Annotated in this window: 20 protein-coding genes; 12 read left to right on the top strand and 8 right to left on the bottom strand. The window is 37.1% G+C overall.

What is annotated here, in order from left to right:
• Positions 1-27: 27 nt before the first annotated feature.
• The gene (locus ABC371_RS01225) at positions 28-660 is read left to right on the top strand and encodes an FMN-dependent NADH-azoreductase (RefSeq protein ID WP_412895198.1); all 633 of its coding nucleotides are present in this window, start codon (positions 28-30) and stop codon (positions 658-660) included.
• Positions 661-769: 109 nt separating this feature from the next.
• On the opposite strand, the gene ABC371_RS01220 is transcribed toward ABC371_RS01225, so the two are convergent.
• Genes ABC371_RS01220 through ABC371_RS01205 form a run of 4 tightly spaced genes read right to left on the bottom strand, consistent with a single transcriptional unit; the run spans position 770 to position 5,014 of the window.
• Positions 770-2,128, bottom strand: coding sequence for an ABC transporter substrate-binding protein (locus ABC371_RS01220; RefSeq protein ID WP_412895197.1), 1,359 nt, complete (start codon positions 2,126-2,128; stop codon positions 770-772).
• A gap of 17 nt (positions 2,129-2,145) precedes the next feature.
• Positions 2,146-2,958: a carbohydrate ABC transporter permease gene (locus ABC371_RS01215; RefSeq protein ID WP_412895196.1), complete on the bottom strand. Its 813-nt coding sequence runs from the start codon at positions 2,956-2,958 to the stop codon at positions 2,146-2,148.
• Complete coding sequence (locus ABC371_RS01210) at positions 2,955-3,881, bottom strand: carbohydrate ABC transporter permease (RefSeq protein WP_412895195.1); 927 nt, start codon at positions 3,879-3,881, stop codon at positions 2,955-2,957. Before ABC371_RS01210 ends, ABC371_RS01215 begins: the two co-directional genes overlap by 4 nt.
• Positions 3,878-5,014, bottom strand: coding sequence for an ABC transporter ATP-binding protein (locus ABC371_RS01205; RefSeq protein WP_412895194.1), 1,137 nt, complete (start codon positions 5,012-5,014; stop codon positions 3,878-3,880). The genes ABC371_RS01210 and ABC371_RS01205 overlap by 4 nt, the downstream gene beginning before the upstream one ends.
• Before the next feature lie 167 nt (positions 5,015-5,181).
• Between ABC371_RS01205 and ABC371_RS01200 the strand changes: the two genes are divergently transcribed.
• From ABC371_RS01200 to ABC371_RS01190, 3 genes are all read left to right on the top strand, one after another.
• Positions 5,182-5,820, top strand: a complete 639-nt coding sequence (locus ABC371_RS01200; protein WP_412895193.1) for a pyridoxamine 5'-phosphate oxidase family protein — start codon at positions 5,182-5,184, stop codon at positions 5,818-5,820.
• A 5-nt stretch (positions 5,821-5,825) separates the two neighbouring features.
• The gene (locus tag ABC371_RS01195) at positions 5,826-5,942 is read left to right on the top strand and encodes an SDR family NAD(P)-dependent oxidoreductase (protein ID WP_412895192.1); all 117 of its coding nucleotides are present in this window, start codon (positions 5,826-5,828) and stop codon (positions 5,940-5,942) included.
• Between the two features lie 97 nt (positions 5,943-6,039).
• On the top strand, positions 6,040-7,164 hold the full coding sequence (locus tag ABC371_RS01190) for a polysaccharide deacetylase family protein (protein WP_412895191.1): 1,125 nt from the start codon (positions 6,040-6,042) through the stop codon (positions 7,162-7,164).
• Positions 7,165-7,333: 169 nt separating this feature from the next.
• Here ABC371_RS01190 and ABC371_RS01185 read toward each other — a convergent pair whose 3' ends face one another.
• Positions 7,334-7,696 carry a hypothetical protein gene (locus ABC371_RS01185; protein WP_412895190.1) on the bottom strand — a complete coding sequence of 121 codons (363 nt, stop codon included), beginning with the start codon at positions 7,694-7,696 and terminating at the stop codon, positions 7,334-7,336.
• Between the two features lie 471 nt (positions 7,697-8,167).
• Between ABC371_RS01185 and ABC371_RS01180 the strand changes: the two genes are divergently transcribed.
• The 5 genes from ABC371_RS01180 to ABC371_RS01160 all read left to right on the top strand — a co-directional run bounded on the left by ABC371_RS01180 (position 8,168) and on the right by ABC371_RS01160 (position 13,451).
• The gene (locus ABC371_RS01180; RefSeq protein ID WP_412895189.1) at positions 8,168-8,500 is read left to right on the top strand and encodes a metal-sensitive transcriptional regulator; all 333 of its coding nucleotides are present in this window, start codon (positions 8,168-8,170) and stop codon (positions 8,498-8,500) included.
• A gap of 64 nt (positions 8,501-8,564) precedes the next feature.
• A complete protein-coding gene (copZ, locus tag ABC371_RS01175; protein ID WP_412895188.1) occupies positions 8,565-8,771 on the top strand; it encodes a copper chaperone CopZ in 207 nt (68 codons plus the stop codon).
• Positions 8,772-8,844: 73 nt separating this feature from the next.
• Positions 8,845-11,271 (top strand): heavy metal translocating P-type ATPase, encoded by a 2,427-nt coding sequence (locus ABC371_RS01170; RefSeq protein WP_412895187.1) that lies wholly within the window; start codon positions 8,845-8,847, stop codon positions 11,269-11,271.
• A 244-nt stretch (positions 11,272-11,515) separates the two neighbouring features.
• Entirely contained in the window at positions 11,516-12,574 is a 1,059-nt protein-coding gene (locus ABC371_RS01165) for an LLM class flavin-dependent oxidoreductase (RefSeq protein WP_412895186.1), read from the top strand.
• 142 nt (positions 12,575-12,716) lie between these two features.
• Complete coding sequence (locus tag ABC371_RS01160; protein WP_412895185.1) at positions 12,717-13,451, top strand: type II toxin-antitoxin system prevent-host-death family antitoxin; 735 nt, start codon at positions 12,717-12,719, stop codon at positions 13,449-13,451.
• A 40-nt stretch (positions 13,452-13,491) separates the two neighbouring features.
• Here the strand turns inward: ABC371_RS01160 and ABC371_RS01155 are convergent, their stop codons facing one another.
• A complete protein-coding gene (locus ABC371_RS01155) occupies positions 13,492-13,851 on the bottom strand; it encodes a Lin0512 family protein (RefSeq protein ID WP_412895184.1) in 360 nt (119 codons plus the stop codon).
• 230 nt (positions 13,852-14,081) lie between these two features.
• On the opposite strand from ABC371_RS01155, the gene ABC371_RS01150 reads away from it, so the two are divergent.
• Both ABC371_RS01150 and argH read left to right on the top strand, forming a co-directional pair.
• Positions 14,082-15,611, top strand: a complete 1,530-nt coding sequence (locus ABC371_RS01150) for a Na+/H+ antiporter NhaC family protein (protein WP_412895183.1) — start codon at positions 14,082-14,084, stop codon at positions 15,609-15,611.
• Positions 15,612-16,940 carry an argininosuccinate lyase gene (argH, locus tag ABC371_RS01145; protein ID WP_412895182.1) on the top strand — a complete coding sequence of 443 codons (1,329 nt, stop codon included), beginning with the start codon at positions 15,612-15,614 and terminating at the stop codon, positions 16,938-16,940.
• Between the two features lie 89 nt (positions 16,941-17,029).
• Here argH and cuyB read toward each other — a convergent pair whose 3' ends face one another.
• Both cuyB and ABC371_RS01135 read right to left on the bottom strand, forming a co-directional pair.
• On the bottom strand, positions 17,030-17,725 hold the full coding sequence (gene cuyB / locus ABC371_RS01140) for a cysteate racemase (RefSeq protein WP_412895181.1): 696 nt from the start codon (positions 17,723-17,725) through the stop codon (positions 17,030-17,032).
• An 86-nt stretch (positions 17,726-17,811) separates the two neighbouring features.
• Entirely contained in the window at positions 17,812-19,032 is a 1,221-nt protein-coding gene (locus tag ABC371_RS01135; protein WP_412895180.1) for a dicarboxylate/amino acid:cation symporter, read from the bottom strand.
• Between the two features lie 249 nt (positions 19,033-19,281).
• On the opposite strand from ABC371_RS01135, the gene ABC371_RS01130 reads away from it, so the two are divergent.
• Positions 19,282-19,938 carry a helix-turn-helix transcriptional regulator gene (locus ABC371_RS01130; protein ID WP_412895179.1) on the top strand — a complete coding sequence of 219 codons (657 nt, stop codon included), beginning with the start codon at positions 19,282-19,284 and terminating at the stop codon, positions 19,936-19,938.
• Positions 19,939-19,963: the final 25 nt, after the last annotated feature.

The following is a 19,963-nucleotide window of genomic DNA, read 5'->3' as shown; positions in this document are numbered from 1 at the left end:
ATCCAAGATAAATGGAGGAGTTACTATATGAACGTATTAGTAGTAAAAGCAAATAATCGTCCAGCTTCTGAAGCTGTTTCAAGTAAAATGTATGAAACTTTCATGAATAACATTGAAGGTGTAAATGTAACAACTTACGATGTGTTCGCAGAAGATATGCCTTACCTCGGTCAAGATTTATTCAACGCTTTTGGTAAAATCCAATCAGGTGAAGAAATGACAGACGTAGAGAAACGTATTTTAGCGGCAAAGCAAAAAGCAATGGATGCCGTCACAGCAGCAGACGTTGTTGTTTTCGTTTTCCCATTATGGAATTTAACAATCCCAGCTAAATTACAAACATTCATCGACTATGTGTACCAAGCGGGTTACTCATTCAAATATGATGAAAATGGTCAATTAGTGCAACTATTGACTGATAAAAAAGCTGTTATTCTAAGTGCGCGTGGTGGTATTTACTCCACACCAGAAACAGCACCAATGGAAATGGCTGCTACTTATATTAAAAACGTAGCTGGCGGCATATTCGGTATGGAAATCACAGATGAAGTCATTATTGAAGGTCATGCTGCAGCACCAAATCAAGCCGAAAAGATTATAGCTGAAGGACTAGAAAAAGTTGAAGCCGTAGCTAAAAAATTATCAGGCGTATTGGTTTAAAGGAACCAAAGGGACGGTTCTCCTGGTCCCTTTTTTGGAAAATAAACATGAAGAGGCCAGCCCCCTCAGCTTACAAAAGATGAACAGAACTGAGGGGATGGCCTCTTTTTTATTTCTTTTTCGTCTTATTTGCTACTTCAATCGCACGGTCGGTTTCCGCAGCTGCTTTATCGAGTACTTCTTGTGGATCCTGACCTTGATATAGGTTTTCTAATGCCGTTACAACTTGTTGTCTTGATTCAGGGAATACAGAAATCAATGCACCTTGTGTGGCAACAGATGGCTTCGTTGCTTGAAGCTGTTCGACCGTTACTTTTAATTGTGGTAGCTCTTCCCATTGATCTTTTACGATTTGTTCTTCATATGCTGCAGGATTGATTGCGAAATATCCTGTCTTCACATGCCATTTCGCTTGTGCTGCTGGAGTTGCCAAATACTTCATAAACTCCCAAGCCGCATCTTGCTTCGCTTCATCAATTCCTTTTGACATCCATAGTGAAGCTCCACCAATAATTACTCCATTGCTTTCAACTTCATCCGCATGTGGAATAAATGCTGCACCTACTTCAAATGGAGCTGTTTTAACAGCGTTTGTCGTTCCAGCAGAGGAGTCCATATACATGGCTACTTTTCCAGTTTGGAAAGCAGCCCGAATGTCATCCCAATTTGTGCCGAAATTTCCAAATGTACCAGCCTTGTTCATCTCATCTAAAAACTTGAAAACACGTAATCCTTCTTCCCCATTAAAAACGGCTTTTGTCGCATCATCTGAACGACCATTATCATTATTTACATATAAACCGCCTTGTGTAGCTACAAGTTCTTCAAAGAACCAGCCATACGTTAACATGGAAAAACCGTATTGCTCTGTATTATCGCCATTCTTTTTTGTTAATTTTTCTGCAGCAGCTTTCACTTCGCTGAAGGTTTTTGGTGGGTTTTCAGGGTCTAGACCGGCTTCTTTAAAAGCATCTTTGTTATACAGCAAAATCGGTGTAGATGAGTTAAACGGCATTGAATACAATTTATCATCAACCGTATAGTAGTTTAAGATATTATTTTCAAGCTGTGAAAGATCATAGTTATCCTTATCAATGAATGATTGCATGGGTTCGATGAAACCACTATCAATCATATATTTAGTTCCAACTTCAAAGGTTTGAATAATGGCTGGTGCATCATTCGTGCCTCCAACAGCTCGGAATTTTGTTAATGATTCCTCGTAAGTACCTTGGAATTCGGCGTTCACCTTTACTTTATCTTGCGATGTATTGAAGTCATTCACAATCTCGTCAAGCGCTTCTTGACCAGCACCAGACATTGCATGCCAAAACACGATTTCTGTAGGTCCTGTTGATTCCGATCCTTCATCCTTAGGCTCATTATCTTTATTTGCGCTATTTGTGCAAGCCGTGGTAAAAAGTAAGCCAATGATAAATAACACAGCAAAAAACTTAGAAAATTTCACTCTTTTAAACCTCCCTCTTATTTTAATGCCCCTTGTGATAAACCTTTCTGTAACTGCTTTTGTCCTAAAAATAATAAAATTAACGTTGGGATAATTACTACCATAACCCCTGCCATGACCACCCCCCAATCTGTCGCCATTTCTTGTGTTTGTAACTGCTTTAAGCCTATTTGTACGGTTCTTACAGAATCGTTGTTTGTGACCAAAAGTGGCCATAGATACATATTCCATGTTGTTAAAAAACCATATGCCCCCAAGGTAACCAAACTAGTTCGAGAAACAGGAAGGATAACCCTCATAAAAAATTGGAATCTACTTAAACCCGCAACCTTCGCAGCTTCATGCAGTTCCTTTGGAATAGTCTTGAAATGCTGACGCAGTAAGAACGTCCCAAATGCTAGAGCGAAGAAGGGGACATTTAACCCCTGATACGTGTTGATCCAATCCAACTTTTGAATCGTTAAAAAATTTGGAATCATCGTTGCTTCCCATGGAATCATCATGGTAGAGATGAATAGGAAGAAAACGAAATTTCTCCCTTTGAATGGGATAAAAACAAAAGCATAGGCTGCCATACTCGAAACAATTAATTGGCCTAACATTACAGTTGCCGAGACGATAAAACTATTTAATAAATATTTCATCAAGGGTAATCGGTCAAATGCCTTGGCATAGTTATCAAAGTTAATGGACTCGGGGAAGAAGCTTCCTTGTAAAATCTCCTTACTGCCCATGAAGCTAATCATGAGAGCATATAAAATCGGAAAAAACACTAAGAAAGCTGCCAATACTAAAAGAATATAAAATAAAACTTTTGTGGGTTTGCTCATTGGTAGTGCACCTTCTTTTCACCAAACTTAAACTGAAGAATTGTAACGATTAAAATCGTAATGAATAAAAAGACTGCTTGTGCACTAGCAGTTCCAAATTGATAGTTGATAAAAGCCTCCTTATAGATTGAATAAACAATAAGATTGGTAGATTCTGAAGGACCACCTTTTGTTAAGATGTCAATCTGTCCAAACGTTTGAAAGGCATTAATCATCGTGATGGTAATGATAAAAAACAAAGTAGGAGAGAGCATAGGGATCGTAATTCTTCTTAACCGATAAAAATAACCGGCACCATCAATTTTTGAACTCTCATACAAATGTTCATCTATATTTTGCAATCCACCAAGAATAATTAAGAATGAGAATCCAAGATTAAGCCAAATGGTTGAAATGGAGACAGATAGTAAGGCCCATTCGGGGTCTAATAACCATTGAATGTCCTTTAAACCAAAGATTCCTAAAAACCGATTAAACATTCCAATACTAGGATGAAAAAGAAACAACCAAACAACAGAAGAGGCTGCGACTGAAATCCCCATCGTCGATGAGAAGATCGTTCTGAAAAAGCCAATCCCTTTCAGTTTTTCATTGGCTAATAATGCTAGAAACAATGCAAGAATAATGGTTGCTGGTACCGTGTAAAGTACAAATAAAATGGTTGCTTTTGTACTTTGTTTAAAGCTATCTGACTCAAATAAATAGCTGTAGTTTTCTAGTCCAACAAAAAGGGCTGCCTGACCTTGTTGATCGGTAAGAAAAAAACTTAAGTAAATCGTTCGAAACATCGGATAGAAAACAAACACACTAAATAAGATAATAGATGGTAGTAAGTACAAAAGCGCTGTTCGTGCATTCAGTGACCGTTTCCAAAAACTTATTTTTGGAGGTTTGTATTCTTTGCTGTCTAAGACAGAACTCATTCGATGATCACCTCACGATCGATCACATAATTTTCAATGTTTGAAGGTGATTTGAGTAATTCATGAGATTCACCGTCAAACAAACAAATAGAGTCATAGTCTACTGGAATCCGTATGACTTGATTTAATTGAACTCGCCATTGACCATTCCATTTTGCCAACCATTCCTTGTCCTCTAAAGCAAAAGCGAGGATCGTTTCATTTCCTAAAACCTCTACATTTTTAACTTCTGCAGAGATATGATTCATATTTCTTGCTTCCTTAACGGAAGGTTTTAAATGCTCTGGTCGAATTCCAACAATGATTTGATCAGAGGTTAATAGATGTGTATCTTTTTCTGGAACTTTGATAGTGACATTGTCTCCAAACGAAATTTCTCGTTTTTCTTTATGTACATTTCCCTTTGCTAAATTCATGGGGGGAGATCCAATAAAGGTGGCTACAAAAGGATTTGCAGGCTGGTTATAGATTTCAATCGGCTCTCCAATTTGTTGGATTTTTCCGTTGTGTAAAATCATAATCCTGTCACCCATTGTCATAGCTTCAACCTGGTCATGTGTTACGTAAATCATCGTAATACCAAGCTTTCGCTGGATCTGTCTAATTTCAGACCTCATATGTGCACGTAATTTAGCATCTAGATTTGATAAAGGCTCATCCATCAAACATATCGGCGCCTGATTCACTATTGCCCTTGCTAATGCTACCCTTTGTCTTTGACCCCCAGAGAGTTCTCGAGGCTTTCGCTTTAGTAATTCTGATAAACCTAGCATAACTGCTACTTCCGTACAGCGTTTTTTTCGTTCATCCTTTGAAACCTTTTTAACATGTAAACCAAATACGATATTTTCCTCGACAGAGAGGTGAGGATACAAGGCATAGTTCTGAAATACCATTGAAATATCTCTTTTACTTGGTGGCAATAGATTTGCTTCTTTATTACCTATCTTTAAAACGCCTTCAGTTATATCCTCCAATCCAGCAATCATTCGAAGCATCGTACTTTTTCCACAACCTGAAGGACCTACTAATACGAAAAACTCTCCAGGGTTTATCGTGACATTGATATTTGAAATGACTTCTGTTGTTTTATCATAGGATTTCGAAATATTAAGGAGTTCGACTTTTTTCATTCAATCAATCCTTTCTTTTACAAAAAAACTAACTTGGAAATTTTAGGGTTATTTAGTAATTACTTATAAAATATTCGTTACAACATGTAAAAATGCGAATATAAAGAGAATTATGAACTTTAGTGGTACAATGGGGTTTAGTAATCCGTTTATGAGGAGTGAACTCGTTGATAAAAAGTGGGGCATTTAAAAATTCAGTTGAAACAGAGGAAGAACTACGTTCGATAATAGGTTTTCCAAGTGAGCTGGTAGAAAATAAGGGTATTACATATATTGATCATCATTGTAAAGAGTTTATTTCTAAATCACCGTTTGTCGTTCTATCTACGTCTGATAAATTTGGATTTTGTGATGTTTCACCAAGGGGAGACCAGCCAGGATCTGTTCTTGTGTTAAATGAAAAACAGTTAATCATACCAGAAAGACCAGGCAATAAAAGAATAGATTCTTTGCGTAATATCCTGTCCAACCCCAAGATAGGTCTTCTCTTTTTAATCCCTGGGCTTGGAGAGACGCTAAGAATTAATGGCTATGCAACAATAGTAAAAGATGAAGAATTGCTTGGGGAAATGGCTGTAAAGGATAAACGTCCTCTTTTGGGTATCGGTGTAGAGGTAGAAGAATGTTTCATTCATTGTGCAAAAGCCTTTAAACGATCAGGGCTATGGAATCCAAATACTTGGGCTGACAAAGCCAGATTACCATCTGCTTCCAAAATACTATTTGAACACGCAAAGCTCCCTAATAGCACTGTTGAATCCATTCAAGAAAGACTTGATGAAAGTTATACAAAAAGACTTTACTAGATATAATGATCAAGCAAGGAAATAGTGGGTCAATCATTATTATTTCTTCTGTTAGTGGTTTCTGCCCACAACCAAATAATATTACATATGTTGCGGCAAAACATAAGTGGGGTTCATGTTAGCCATGGATTCTGAATTTTTATTCCAAAATTACCCACTTGTAAATATTCACACCACCTCACAAACTAAAATGAGTGATTTAAAGTAAGGATGGGTGGTATGTTTAGAATTTTTTTGGTTTCTTTTCTTGCAATATTCCTACTTACTAATAGCGAAATTGCTGCAATTGATAGGAAGCAGGAAATACAGGGTTCATTTGAAATAACGACATATCCTTCTACTTTAATTCAAGAGAAAGAAGAAATAATAAAGCGAAATGTTTATTATCCGATGGCAACTATTTCGATTGCGCCGATTACATACAATTCAACAAAAACAACCATTACGACGGTTGGGCTTAAAGAAGAAAATACAAATCAAATTGATTACCATATTTGGCGTACAGTAGACGGTCCATTCACGATGAAAAGATTTACGTCTACTGATCAGAATCGAAATTTTTCATTATTGTTTGATACAGGTGAGTTTTTAGGGAAGCGTGGAGAATATCAAATTGAAGCTTACAGAGTTGATCTAAATGGGATGAAAAAGCTCATTGCTCAGAACACATTTTGTTTTGAGCAACATGTGCCAATTTTGATGTACCACGCTATCGATGAATATAAAGGGAAGGGTTTAAAAGGTTTATTTGTCTCACCTACAAATTTTGAGTCTCAAATGAAGTATTTAAAAGAAAATAAATATACCCTTCTAACATTTGAACAGTGGGGGGAAAGGAATAAGGTGAACAAACCAATCTTGGTCACATTTGATGATGGAATGAAGAACAATATGAATGCACTCCGAGTCCTTCAATCATTAGAAGACGAGAATTTTCTTCCCAGAGCTACTGAATTTGTTGTCGCAGGTCGAATTGGTGCATCGCCATATTGGTTATCATCAGAAGATATAAAACAAATGGTGAGTTCGGGTATTTTCTCTATTCAATCCCATACGATGTCTCATGCGGATCTCCCGATTATCTCTAATTACGAGAACGAACTAAATGCTTCCAAACAAAAAATTGAAAATCTGACTGGTTATCCTGTGATAGCAATCGCGTATCCGGCAGGTCAATTTAACGATAAAGTTGTTGAAGAAACTAAGAATTACTATACATTTGCAGTTACAACAAAACCTGGTAAATTTATTAGTAAAGGAAAACCCAATGAATTATTACTATTAAAACGTATACGTATTACAAGCGAAACCACTCTTCGTCAATTTGCCTGGTTTGTACAGTGAGATAAGGAACAAAGGAGCCAACTCATTTCGTGTAATAGGGTTAACTGCAATGTGGGCAGACCCTGTTTTTTGGATTACAATATTTATATTGAAAGGCTCTGTTACAATAAATGTTGATAATTAGGCAAACTTAAAGAAAACCATATTTTTATGGGGTTTCCCCATTATCTCAATTAGTTAGCCTTAGATAGTGAAGTTTTACATCTTGTAGTTCGATACTTAAATCAACTGAGGCATCAATGGCAATATATAATACAACAATACTCGCTAAAACAATTACAATTGCACCATCTTTAAGTATTTTTCTGTTCTTCTTATAAAGGAAGAACGAAATTACCGCAACAATTAAAAAATATGATAGCGATATGATTAGTTTTGAAAGTATCAATTTACTATCGCTCACAGCCATCATAAAATTTTGTAATTCATTTTTATTGTCGATACTTTCTTCGATAGTAGTTATATCTCCTTTGTATCCAACCTTCCAATAGAATGAATTTTCCTCTTTGGTTACGGCGTACTCATAGCCCATAGCTTTTCCATCACCAATAATTCCTGAATATTCTTGTGTATCTTCTTCGCTTTGAGTACAAGCCGATAATATTAAAGTGATACAAAATAACAAAATCGGAATATATTTTTTTATAACAATCCCCTCCTTTATTTATATATTAAGCACTATGCACTGAATTTTGACAAGCGTAAACTATCGTTTGTTTATGTCATTTCAAATACAAACGATGTTATAAGAAACTCTTTTATATTATGTTTTGTAGTTTCATTACTATGGCTAAGTATGTGCATTTTATTATTAGAAAGTTTTCGATTAATGCGTGTTGTGACGAGAAGGTAAAAATGATACTTTGAGATGTTGAAAGTCATATTGTTTATGTATAAGGTCCATTTCTCAATTAAAGGAAATTTTCTAAAAAACATTGCTACTTCACATTTTACATACCTAACAGGGGTATGGTAAGGTGAAGTTAGGTTAGGAGGTTGTGCTATGGAAAATAAAGCCGAAGAAGTAGCTTGTCATACAGATTGTGAAACGTCCGGACGTAAAAGTCATCATCCTGAGCGAGTCAAAAAGGATTTAACAAATCGTTTAAATCGTATCGAAGGTCAAATTCGAGGCATTAAAGGAATGATCGACAAAGACGTTTACTGTGATGATGTGATCACCCAAATTTCTGCAACACAATCCGCTTTAAATAGTGTGGCTAAAATTCTTTTAGAAGGTCATTTAAAAGGGTGTGTCGTAGACCGTTTATCGGAGGGAGACAACGAGGTTTTAGATGAATTAGTTGTAACTATCCAAAAACTTATGAAAAAATAAAATTTTTTAAGTCATATATACCCCAATGGAGTATGTAACGATACATTAAAAGGAGAGAAAAAATATGCAAACAGTAACATTAAACGTACAAGGAATGTCATGTGGCCATTGTGTAAAGGCTGTAGAAGGTAGCGTTGGTAAATTAGACGGTGTTGATCAAGTGAATGTAAAGTTAGATGAAGCTTTAGTTGAAGTAGCTTTTAATGAATCCAAAGTTACCCTTGGTCAAATTAAAGAAACCATTGAAGATCAAGGATATGATGTAGAGTAAGAGTGCTTCCATAGCACTCTCTCATTTTCGTAAAAATATACCCCTATGAGGTATGAGGGAGGTAGGACAGATCATGAGTACAGAAGCTAGTAAGTTGAAAGAAGCAAGTATACAAATTTCCGGTATGACTTGTGCTGCGTGTGCGACACGTATCGAAAAAGGGCTAAATAAAATGGAGGGTGTCGAGCAGGCATCCGTTAACTTAGCACTTGAAAAGTCATCGATTAAATATGACCCTTCAAAATTGAATGAAGTTGACTTTGAAAAGAAAATTGAAGCATTAGGCTATGGTGTTGTGAAACAAAAAGCTGAGTTTGATATTACTGGAATGACCTGTGCAGCATGTGCAACGCGAATTGAAAAAGGGTTAAATCGGATGGATGGTATTGCAACGGCAAATGTCAATTTAGCTCTTGAAAAAGCAACAATTGAATTTAATCCTTCTGAAGTAGCGATTGCAGACATCATTGCAAAGGTTGAAAAACTTGGTTATGGGGTCCACCAAAAACAAGAGGATAAAGAGCAGGTAGACTACCGCGAAAAACATATTAAAGATCAACAACGAAAATTCATCATTTCAGCCCTTTTATCGTTACCACTTTTATGGACGATGGTCGGGCACTTTTCATTTACATCCTTTTTATATGTCCCAAACTTCTTAATGAATCCTTGGATTCAACTAATTTTGGCGACACCGGTCCAATTTATTATCGGAAAACAATTTTATGTAGGGGCTTATAAAGCGTTACGCAATGGAAGTGCAAACATGGATGTTCTCGTCGCCATGGGTACATCAGCAGCTTATTTTTATAGCGTATATCAAGCAATCGTTACAGCGGGGACCCATCACAGTCCACACCTATACTTTGAAACAAGTGCAGTACTTATCACGCTCATTCTATTAGGAAAATTATTTGAAGCAAGAGCAAAGGGACATTCGTCTGAAGCGATTAAAAAATTGATGGGCCTTCAAGCAAAAACAGCCATCGTCGTTCGTGATGGAACTGAAAAAGAAGTTCCGTTAGAGGAAGTTGTTATAGGCGATACTATTTTAGTGAAGCCAGGTGAAAAAATTCCTGTGGATGGGGAAGTACTCGAAGGAGCAACAGCTGTCGATGAATCCATGTTAACGGGAGAAAGCTTACCAGTCGATAAAACGTCAGGTGATGTCTTATATGGCTCAACGATTAACAAAAATGGTTTCATTACAATGAAAGCAACAAAAGTGGGTCGCGACACAGCTTTAGCTCAAATCATTAAAGTAGTAGAGGATGCACAAGGTTCTAAAGCACCGATCCAACGTTTAGCCGACCAAATTTCGGGTATTTTTGTTCCGATTGTAGTAGGAATTGCCATCCTCGCATTCTTAGTGTGGATCATTTGGGTAAACCCGGGAGAATTTACACCAGCCCTTGAGGTGTTAATTGCCGTCCTTGTGATTGCATGTCCATGTGCCCTCGGGTTAGCAACGCCGACCTCCATTATGGCGGGAAGCGGTCGTGCAGCTGAATTTGGCATTCTTTTTAAAGGTGGCGAGCATTTAGAACAAACCCAAGGTATTGATACAGTTGTAGTCGACAAAACGGGTACGGTAACCCATGGTAAACCCGTTTTAACTGATGTTTTAGTAGCCGATGGTCAAGATGAAAAGACATTTTTATCCTTGATTGGTGCAGCAGAAAAACAATCTGAGCATCCACTGGCACAAGCGATTGTTGAGGGTATTCAGGAAAAAGGCATCGAACTTGGAAATGTTCAATTCTTTGAAGCCATTCCAGGTCATGGTGTCATTGCAACGGTTTCAGGCCAAGGAATTGTTATAGGTACACGTAAGCTTATGCAACAATACGGGATAGACATACAAACGGTTTTACCGGAGATGGAAAAGTTAGAAACTCACGGTAAGACAGCGATGCTAGCAGGAATCAATGGCCAGTACGCTGGCTTAGTTGCCGTAGCGGATACGATTAAAGAAACATCTAGAGAAGCGATCCGTCGCTTACGTGACATGGGCATTCAAGTCATTATGATGACAGGTGATAACGAGCGTACAGCACAAGCCATTGGGAAAGAGGTAGGCGTTGATTCCGTTATTGCCGAAGTACTTCCTGAAGGTAAGGCAGAAGAAGTGAAAAAGCTACAACAGCAGGGTAAAAAAGTGGCGATGGTTGGTGATGGTATTAATGACGCACCAGCACTAGCTACTGCTGATATTGGGATGGCGATTGGAACAGGTACGGATGTTGCAATTGAAGCTGCAGACATTACACTCATTCGTGGTGACCTTAATAGCATTGCGGATGCGATCTTAATGAGCCGTAAAACAATGCGAAATATTAAGCAAAACTTATTCTGGGCATTCGCGTACAACACAATTGGGATTCCAATTGCTGCAGCAGGATTCCTTGCACCATGGGTAGCAGGTGCCGCGATGGCATTTAGTTCCGTGTCGGTTGTCTTAAACGCATTACGATTACAACGAGTAAAATTAAATAGATAAAGAAAGTGAACAGTAAACATTATATTAAAACGAAAATAGTTTATATATTTTAAGTAAAAAAGAATAAAAATAAGGGTTGTTCTCAAAGGTCACTAAACTGACTTTTGAGCAACCCTTTTTATATGGTTTAAAATAAAACGTCTTTTCCAAAAGGGGGCAGAAGTGGATTGTACTTACTTGACATCATATTATTATATAAATATACTTACTTACATAAAGTAACTAATAAAAGGTGGTAACCTTTATGATTGATAAGAAAAATGGATTTGAAATTGGGATATACACACTTGCAGATATTGGTCCGGACCCTCTAACAGGAAAGACAATTTCCGCAAAAGAACGAACAAAAGAAATCATTCAAGCCGCAAAACTTGCGGACGAGGCAGGCCTAGATGTATTTGGGGTAGGAGAACATCATCGCCTGGATTATGCTTCTTCATCTCCCGCAGTTCTATTAGCAGCTATTGCACAAGCAACAAAACAGATTCGATTAACCAGTACAACAAGTGTTTTAAGTACGCTTGATCCTGTTCGTCTGTTTGAGGATTTTGCTACATTAGACTTACTTTCGGATGGTCGTGCTGAAATACTAGCTGGAAGAGGGGCTTTTATCGAATCATTTCCTTTGTTTGGTTATAGTACAAATGATTATGATGAATTGTTTGAAGAGCATATGGAGCTTCTCATGCAATTGAACGAGCATGAAAGGGTTACATGGTCAGGAAATTTCCGTCCGTCCTTAAGTAATGCTCAAATTGCGCCAAGGCCGGTACAAGAGAAACTACCTGTTTGGATTGGAGTGGGAGGGACACCTGAGAGTGCCGTTCGTGCTGGAAGATTTGGAGTAGGAATGGCTTTAGCTATTTTAGGAGGACCACCAAGACGGTTTAAACCACTTGTCGATCTTTATCGTCAAGCGGGAATAGAGGCTGGACATGCACAAAAAACATTGAAGGTTGGTGTAACCGGACATGCATATCTAGCTGAAACAACGCAACAAGCAAAAGATGAGTTTTACCCTTATTACTCGAATTACTGGGAATATGTGAACCGTCAGCGCGGAATGGGGACGAGGATGTCAAAAGCAGACTTTGAGCATATGGCCAGTCCGGATACAGCTTTGTTTGTGGGAAGTCCACAGCAGATCGTTGAAAAGATCCTTCAACAATACGAACTCTTTGGACATCAACGTTTCCTTGCACAGTTAGATATAGGAGGGCAACCTTTTAAGAATGTGGCAAAAGGAATTGAATTATTAGCAACCAAGGTTGCTCCAATCATTCGAAGAGAAACAAGTAAATAACATGGAATTAAGAATATCAGGCGCTGTTTAGGTGCCTGATATTCTTTTAATTACTATCCGTCACTCTTGAAAATGGAAAAGAAAATCCATATAATTAAAGTAGCTATTTTAGCTAAGTTAACTAATGTGAGGTGGCGCTGAAATGATTGTAAACTCGACGGAACTGCAAAATAATTTTGGAAAGTATTTGATGCTTGCGGCACAAGAGGACATTATCGTTACACGTAATGGTACAGAAATTGCCAAACTAACAGCGGTTAAAGAAACATTAAATAAAATCCAGCCAGAAGTGGTACATGAAAAGGCACCGGAGTATAGCTTTGATGGAAAAAAATCGACATATGAGGAGTTTCTGACATTACAACAGGAATCAGATGACAGGTACGAGTATATAGATGGTGAAATCTATTTGCTGGCATCTCCAAGAACTGCACATCAGATGGCTATAACTGAGTTATTTGGAAACTTTTATATCTTTTTTCAAGGAACAAATTGTACACCAATGGTTGCTCCATACGATATTGAATTAAGAAGAACACCCGAAAATATTAATATTGTTCAGCCAGACTTGATGGTGATTTGTGATTTAGAGGAAAATTTAAATGAAAATGATTATTACAAAGGGGTTCCATCGCTTGTTGTTGAGGTGCTTTCAAAAAGCACCAGAAGTAAGGATCTCATAAAAAAACTAGATCTCTATATGTCGACAGGTGTGAGTGAGTACTGGATAGTCAATCCAGACAATAAAGAAGTAACAGTCTACTTATTCGAGGATCATAATATTAGTAACAGTGCTACCTATAAGAATAAAGAGGCTGCACAATCATTCATTTTTAAAGGACTAAGCGCAGAAATTAGTAGGATTTTTAGAGTATAAGTGGGACACATGTGTGTGTCCCACAACCTTGGATACCTTTTTAATATCCAACCTCGACAGATGCGACAACAATGTACATTAAATCATTTTGATCGCCCTTCTCTTCAAGTACGATGCCGCTTGTTGTCAGCATTCCCCCGTCCATAACCTCTACTGAGACTTTTCCGAATGGTATAGCTCCTTTAACCGCATCGATATCTAGCTGTTCTTTATCACAAGGAACCGCTAGTTTTACATTAACTACCATATTGTCTAAGCTATTTCCTGGTAACACTGAGCGAATGCCAGGCATTGAATTAAAATGAATCGCATTCTTTACAGCACGAATGGCTGCTTTCGTAATATTTTGGCCGTGAACATCAATCCCCATCCCGGTTTCGATAAACATCAATTTTTCCATCTGATAGACACCTCGTTATAAAATGATGATTCTATTTTACCAAAAAATGATCAGACCGCATAAATATAGTGTTTCTAATTTTTTGTTATAAATTCAGAAAATTATTTTTAAATAGTTTATTGCATTTCATGATAGTGTTCCTTATAATCTAATTTTAGGGCAAATTCTAAAAATTTACCCATTTATATTTATACGATATTATAGATTATTTATTAGAAGGGGAAATGTTTATGGAACACATGGGCTGGATATCAATCATTCCACCAATTCTTGCAATCATTCTAGCTATTAAAACAAGAAACGTAGTAGTATCACTATTCTTTGGCGCTTTTATAGGAGTACTTATTCTTGTTGGAGGAAATCCTATTAAAGCAACAACAGAGACAATAGGAAATTACTTTTTCCCACTTGCAGCCGATGGCTACAATGCAGCTATTATTGTATTGTTATTCTTTATTGGCGGATTTGTAGCGCTTATGGAGAAGTCTGGTGGGGGAGCTGCTCTTGCAGCAAATACGATAAATTTTATTAATACAAAAGCAAAGGCGCAAATTTCTGCTTGGTTCGGAGGAATTATCATCTTTTTCTCCGATTTAGGTACACCGCTTATCGTGGGTCCAGTATTTGAAAAAATCTTTGATAAGGCGAAAATTTCAAGAGAAAAGCTCGCTTGGATCATTGATTCAACATCTTCACCTGTCGCAGTATTGGTTCCTTTTATTGGATGGGGCGTATACATTATGGGTCTTATTCAAAAGGAATATGAAGCATTAAATATTACGACATCTGAATTTACCACTCTAATTCAAGTTATCCCTTTTCAGTTTTATGCCATAATGGCTGTTGTGATGGTCCCTTTAATTGCTCTTACAAAGTTAGATTTTGGACCAATGGCAAAAGCTGAGCGCAGAGTTCAAACAACAGGAGAATTGTACTGGTCAACTTCTAAGCCACTAAGACGTGTAGAGAATAATGAAGAAGTAACAGAACACAAACATGCTATTTTGATTTGGTTACCTCTATTAGTATTATTTGTTACCCTCTTTGGCTTGTTGATTTCTTATGGCTTCCCATTTGATCCAGTGCCAGGAAATGATTTTAGAGTTTCCTTAAGTACAGCATATTTATTTGCAGCTATAACGCTTATCATCTTAATGCTTGTGTACAAATTGAAAAAATTCAGTGATATCTTCACTATTTATACAACTGGAATGCAAAAGATGGTTTATGTTGCTGTTACCCTCATTTTGGCTTGGTCTCTTGGAAAGGTTATGAAGGAAATGGGTACTGCTAACTTTATTGTGGAAGCAATGAATGGAAATGTACCTGCATTCATTATCCCAGCACTTTTATTCGTAGTCGGTGTGTTAATGTCTTTAGCTTCAGGTTCTTCTTGGGGGACTTATGCGATTATGCTACCGATTGCCATTCCTATGGCTGTTACACTTGATGCCCATTTATTAGTTTGTATCGGGGCAGTTCTATCGGGTGGAATAATGGGTGACCATAGTTCTCCGATTTCTGACACTACTATTCTATCGTCTACAGGAGCGGGTACAGACCATATTGACCACGTGAAAACACAATTACCTTATGCTCTGCTTAATTCATCGATTGCCCTAATTGGATATATCGTTGCTGGGATTACAGGCAGTGTGTTAACTTTACTATTAATTTTAGCCTTGCTAGTCATCACTATTTTTATATTATCTAAGAATCATAAAAAGAAGTACGGTGCAACTGAAGGAGTTGGCATATAAGTGAAATTATGGGGCGGACGCTTTACAAAGCGGGAAGATCAAATTATGGAGAAGTTCAATACTTCTCTCCCTGTCGATCATAGACTATACAATCAAGACATAACAGGAAGCATTGCCCATGTAAAAATGCTTGTAGAATGTAAATTGTTATCAGAAGCTGAAGGTATTTTGCTTATAGACGGTCTAGAATCGATTTTGGTAGATATCGAGTCTGGGACTTTAAAAGTAGAAGGCAATTATGAAGATATACATTCCTTTGTCGAGATGAACTTAACTGAACGAATCGGTGAAACTGGAAAAAAACTGCATACGGCTCGAAGTAGAAATGACCAGGTAGCGGTAGACATGAGACTTTACGCTAAACAAAAAGCAAAGGAAGTCATGGCTGCCCTTGGGCAACTCATTGAATCACTAAATAATAAAGCAATTCAAAATAATGTCATGATGCCTGGTTATACTCATTTGCAACGTGCTCAGGTTGTCACTTTTAGCCATCACCTTGGTGCTTATGTGCAAATGTTTAAGCGTGATAGAAAAAGAATAAACAATGCCATTGATATTATGGATGAAAATCCATTAGGATGTGGAGCATTAGCAGGCACTACGCATAATATTGACAGGCAAATAACGACTGAACTATTAGGTTTTTCAAAGCCTGTAGACAATTTTTTGGATGGCGTGAGCGATCGTGATTATTTGCTTGAACTTATGTCGAGCTTTTCTATCGCAATGATGCACTTAAGTAGATTAAGCGAGGAACTTATACTTTGGAGTAGCCAGGAATTTCAGTTTATTGAAATGGATGATGCATATTCAACAGGTAGTAGTATTATGCCACAGAAGAAAAACCCTGACGCTGCAGAACTTATTAGAGGAAAAACAGGAAGAGTTTATGGCTCCCTTTTATCCTTATTAACAACTCTTAAGGGTTTGCCACTCACATATAATAAAGATATGCAAGAAGATAAAGAGCAATTTTTCGATGCCCTAGATACGGTTATGGATTGTCTAGAGATAATGTCGAAAATGATTGACACTCTCCATGTTAAAGAAGATAACATGAAAGCAGCCATAAAAGCTGGCTTTCTAAATGCTACTGAGGTTGCAGATTATTTAGTCAGTAAAGGAATTGCCTTTAGGGATGCGCATGAAATCGTAGGGAAAATCATTATCTATTGTGAACAGAACAAGAAAGGCATTGAAGATCTAACAGTGGATGAATTAGCTACATTCAGTAGTAATATTTCAGATGATATCTATGAATATATCGATTATGATAATATCCTAAACAAAGGAAATAAAAAACAAATAAAGCAAATAATAAAATAAACTATTGATAAAAAATGGACTGCACATTGCAATGCAGTCCATTTTATCTATTAAAATAGTTGGTTAGTGTCCTACTTACTAAGCAACTATTATTCTAAAATCTTAGGGGCTAAACTGAACTCTACAATCTTTTTCGCCAAGATTTCTGTAGGATCAATCACTTTAATCCCGTCTACTTCAGTTAAAACAAGTGGAATTTCAGTGCATGCCGCGATGATTGCCTCTGCTCCTTGATCTATCACTGTTTTTGATGCTTGGAGCAATAACTTCTTTCCTTTTTCTAGCTTCCCACTTTTTACTGCATAGATTCCCTCCATCACATTTTCTTGTGTCAATTTATCGGGCTCTAGAACAGCAATTCCTCGTTCGTGTAAGGACTCTTGGTATAGATTCGTTGCCATTGTGCCGTCAGTAGCTAACAATGCCATTGTTTTGAAGCCTATTTTCTCTATAAATCTGACAGTTTCTTTTGGCATATTCATAAGTGGGATTTTGACCGAAGCCTGGATATCATCTACATAAAAATGAGCAGTGTTACAAGCTATCGCTATCCAATCTGCCCCAGCCGTCTCTAATCGTTTTGCAGATTCAATCATAAAAGGAAGAGGACTTGGTCCTTTTCCTACTATCGCGGATGTCCGGTCTGGTATTTGTGGGTAATTGTCAACAATCATATGAATGTGACCTTGGTCTACCTGGGCAGGTGTTAATCGAATGATTTTTGTCATTAAATCAACTGTTGCAAGGGGTCCCATTCCACCTATTATTCCTAGTGTTTTTGTCATGTTTTACTCCGCCTTATAAAAACTGGTTGTTGAAGATTTACTCCCAAATCCCCAACAACCAGTTCATTTAATTTAATTCGATAGATTTATACACTTACTTCATTCGATACTTTTAATTCTCGTTTTTCTTCAATGGCATTCACTACAACTGCAGCAGAAGCATCACCTGTGACGTTTACAGAAGTACGAATCATATCCAAGATTCGATCAATACCTGCAATAAGGGCAATACCTTCTACTGGAAGTCCAACTGAAGTAACGACCATCGTAAGCATAATTAAACCAGCTCCTGGTACCCCTGCTGTACCGATGGAAGCAAGAGTTGCCGTTAATACAATGGTTAACTGTTGTGCAAAAGAGAGATCTATACCAAAAAACTGTGCAATGAATAAAACACATACACCTTGATATAAGGCGGTTCCATCCATATTAATAGTTGCTCCCAATGGAAGAACGAAGCTGCTTACTTTTCTAGAAACACCGAGGTTTTCTTCCGTGTTTTTAATGGTTATTGGCAAAGTACCCGAGCTACTTGTTGTACTGAATGCTACCAAGCTAGCTGGTGCAACTCCTTTGAAAAACTTCAGTGGATTCATCTTTGCGAAAACCTTGACAGAGATCGAATAAGTGATTACAGCGTGAAGTATGCATCCGAGATAAACGACTAATATAACTTTTAAAAGTGGAAGAAGTACAGATACTCCGTATTCTCCGACAGTTGGTGCGATTAAACCGAAAACCCCGATTGGAGCTAACTTCATCACAATGGCAGTTATTTTATACATAATTTCAGCAAGTTCATCAAAGAAATTATAAACTGTCTTTGCCTTATCGCCCAAAATCGTAATACCTAGTCCGAGGAAGATGGCAAAGAAGATGATTTGAAGCATATCCCCATTTACTAATGAAGCAATTGGATTCGTAGGGATGATATTTAATAAGGTATCAATTACTCCTGGAGCCTCTGCTGGATCTGCCTTTTCCGTAGTAGCGACAATATCCAAGCCTTTACCTGGTGAGAAGATATTTGCAATAATTAATCCGATGGTTACTGCAAAAGCCGTAGTTAATAAATAATAGAAAAATGTAATTCCGCCCATTCGTCCAATCTTCTTAATATCCCCCGTACCTGCAACACCCACAACAAGAGAAGCTAGAACCAAAGGAACGATAATGAACTTAATCATACGTAAAAATAAATCACCAAGAGGTCTAACAACCTCAACGCTAGGCCCAACGATAGCCCCAACAATAATAGCTAGAATAAATGCAATTAAAATCTGTGAAAGCAAACCAATCTTTTTCATAATAACCTCCTTTTTAATTAGTCAAACAAGTCCTATCTTTGTAAAGATTCAGAAAGATAGAGTTAAAAAATATAAAAATTTATAAATTTCTTAATCTTTTTATATAAAAATTAATAGAAATAGTCAATAGTCTTTTGTGAAATAAATGGAAAACGAAGGTATAAAGGATTGGCTGTATAAAAAGTTATTGATTATATATAAAAAATTATATATATTTTAATTAACTCGACAATGGAAAGGAATTTTTTAATGAATTCAATACATGAACAGTACATTCCAGTAGCAGAGGTGATCGCCAAAACATTTGGGCATGATTGCGAAGTTGTTTTGCATGATTTAACTGTTCCTCAAAGCTCTGTTGTATACACTGTCAACAATCATGTAACCGGAAGGCAAGTGGGACAAAGCTTTAACCATCTCATTACGGATGTGTTGCTTTCTCAAAACTTTACGAATGATTATTCAGCAAATTATTATTTTCAGACTGAAGATGGTAGATTAATAAAATCTTCTACCTTGTTAATTAGAAATCCTGACAAAAAAGTGATTGGTGCACTATGTATAAATATTGATACGACTCGAATTACAGAAAATATCAACTGGCTAAGCAGCTTGATTCCTCAAAATCCTGACTTACCACCAAATCAACATTACCAGCGTGACCAAACGAATGAAACGGAGCATATACAGGAGATTGCTCATGATTTAATCGACAAAATTATTGGTAATAAGCCGGTTGAAAAGCTCAGACGTGATGAAAAGGTAGAGATGGTTCGGTTTATGGAGCAAAAAGGAATCTTTTTAATCCGTGGAACGATCGATAGAGTTGCGGAGAAATTAAATATCTCCAAAGTCACAGTTTATAGCTATATCGAAGAAATTAAAGAAAAAAGTAATAAAAGATAGGTTACGTACCTGTCCATTTACTATA

The sequence above is a fragment of the Bacillus jepli genome (genome assembly GCF_047238305.1).
In the GTDB taxonomy this organism is placed as follows: Bacteria; Bacillota; Bacilli; order Bacillales; family Bacillaceae_L; genus Ferdinandcohnia.
The sequence above is the reverse complement of the archived record's forward strand: the minus strand, read 5'-3'. Positions and strand labels throughout refer to the sequence as shown.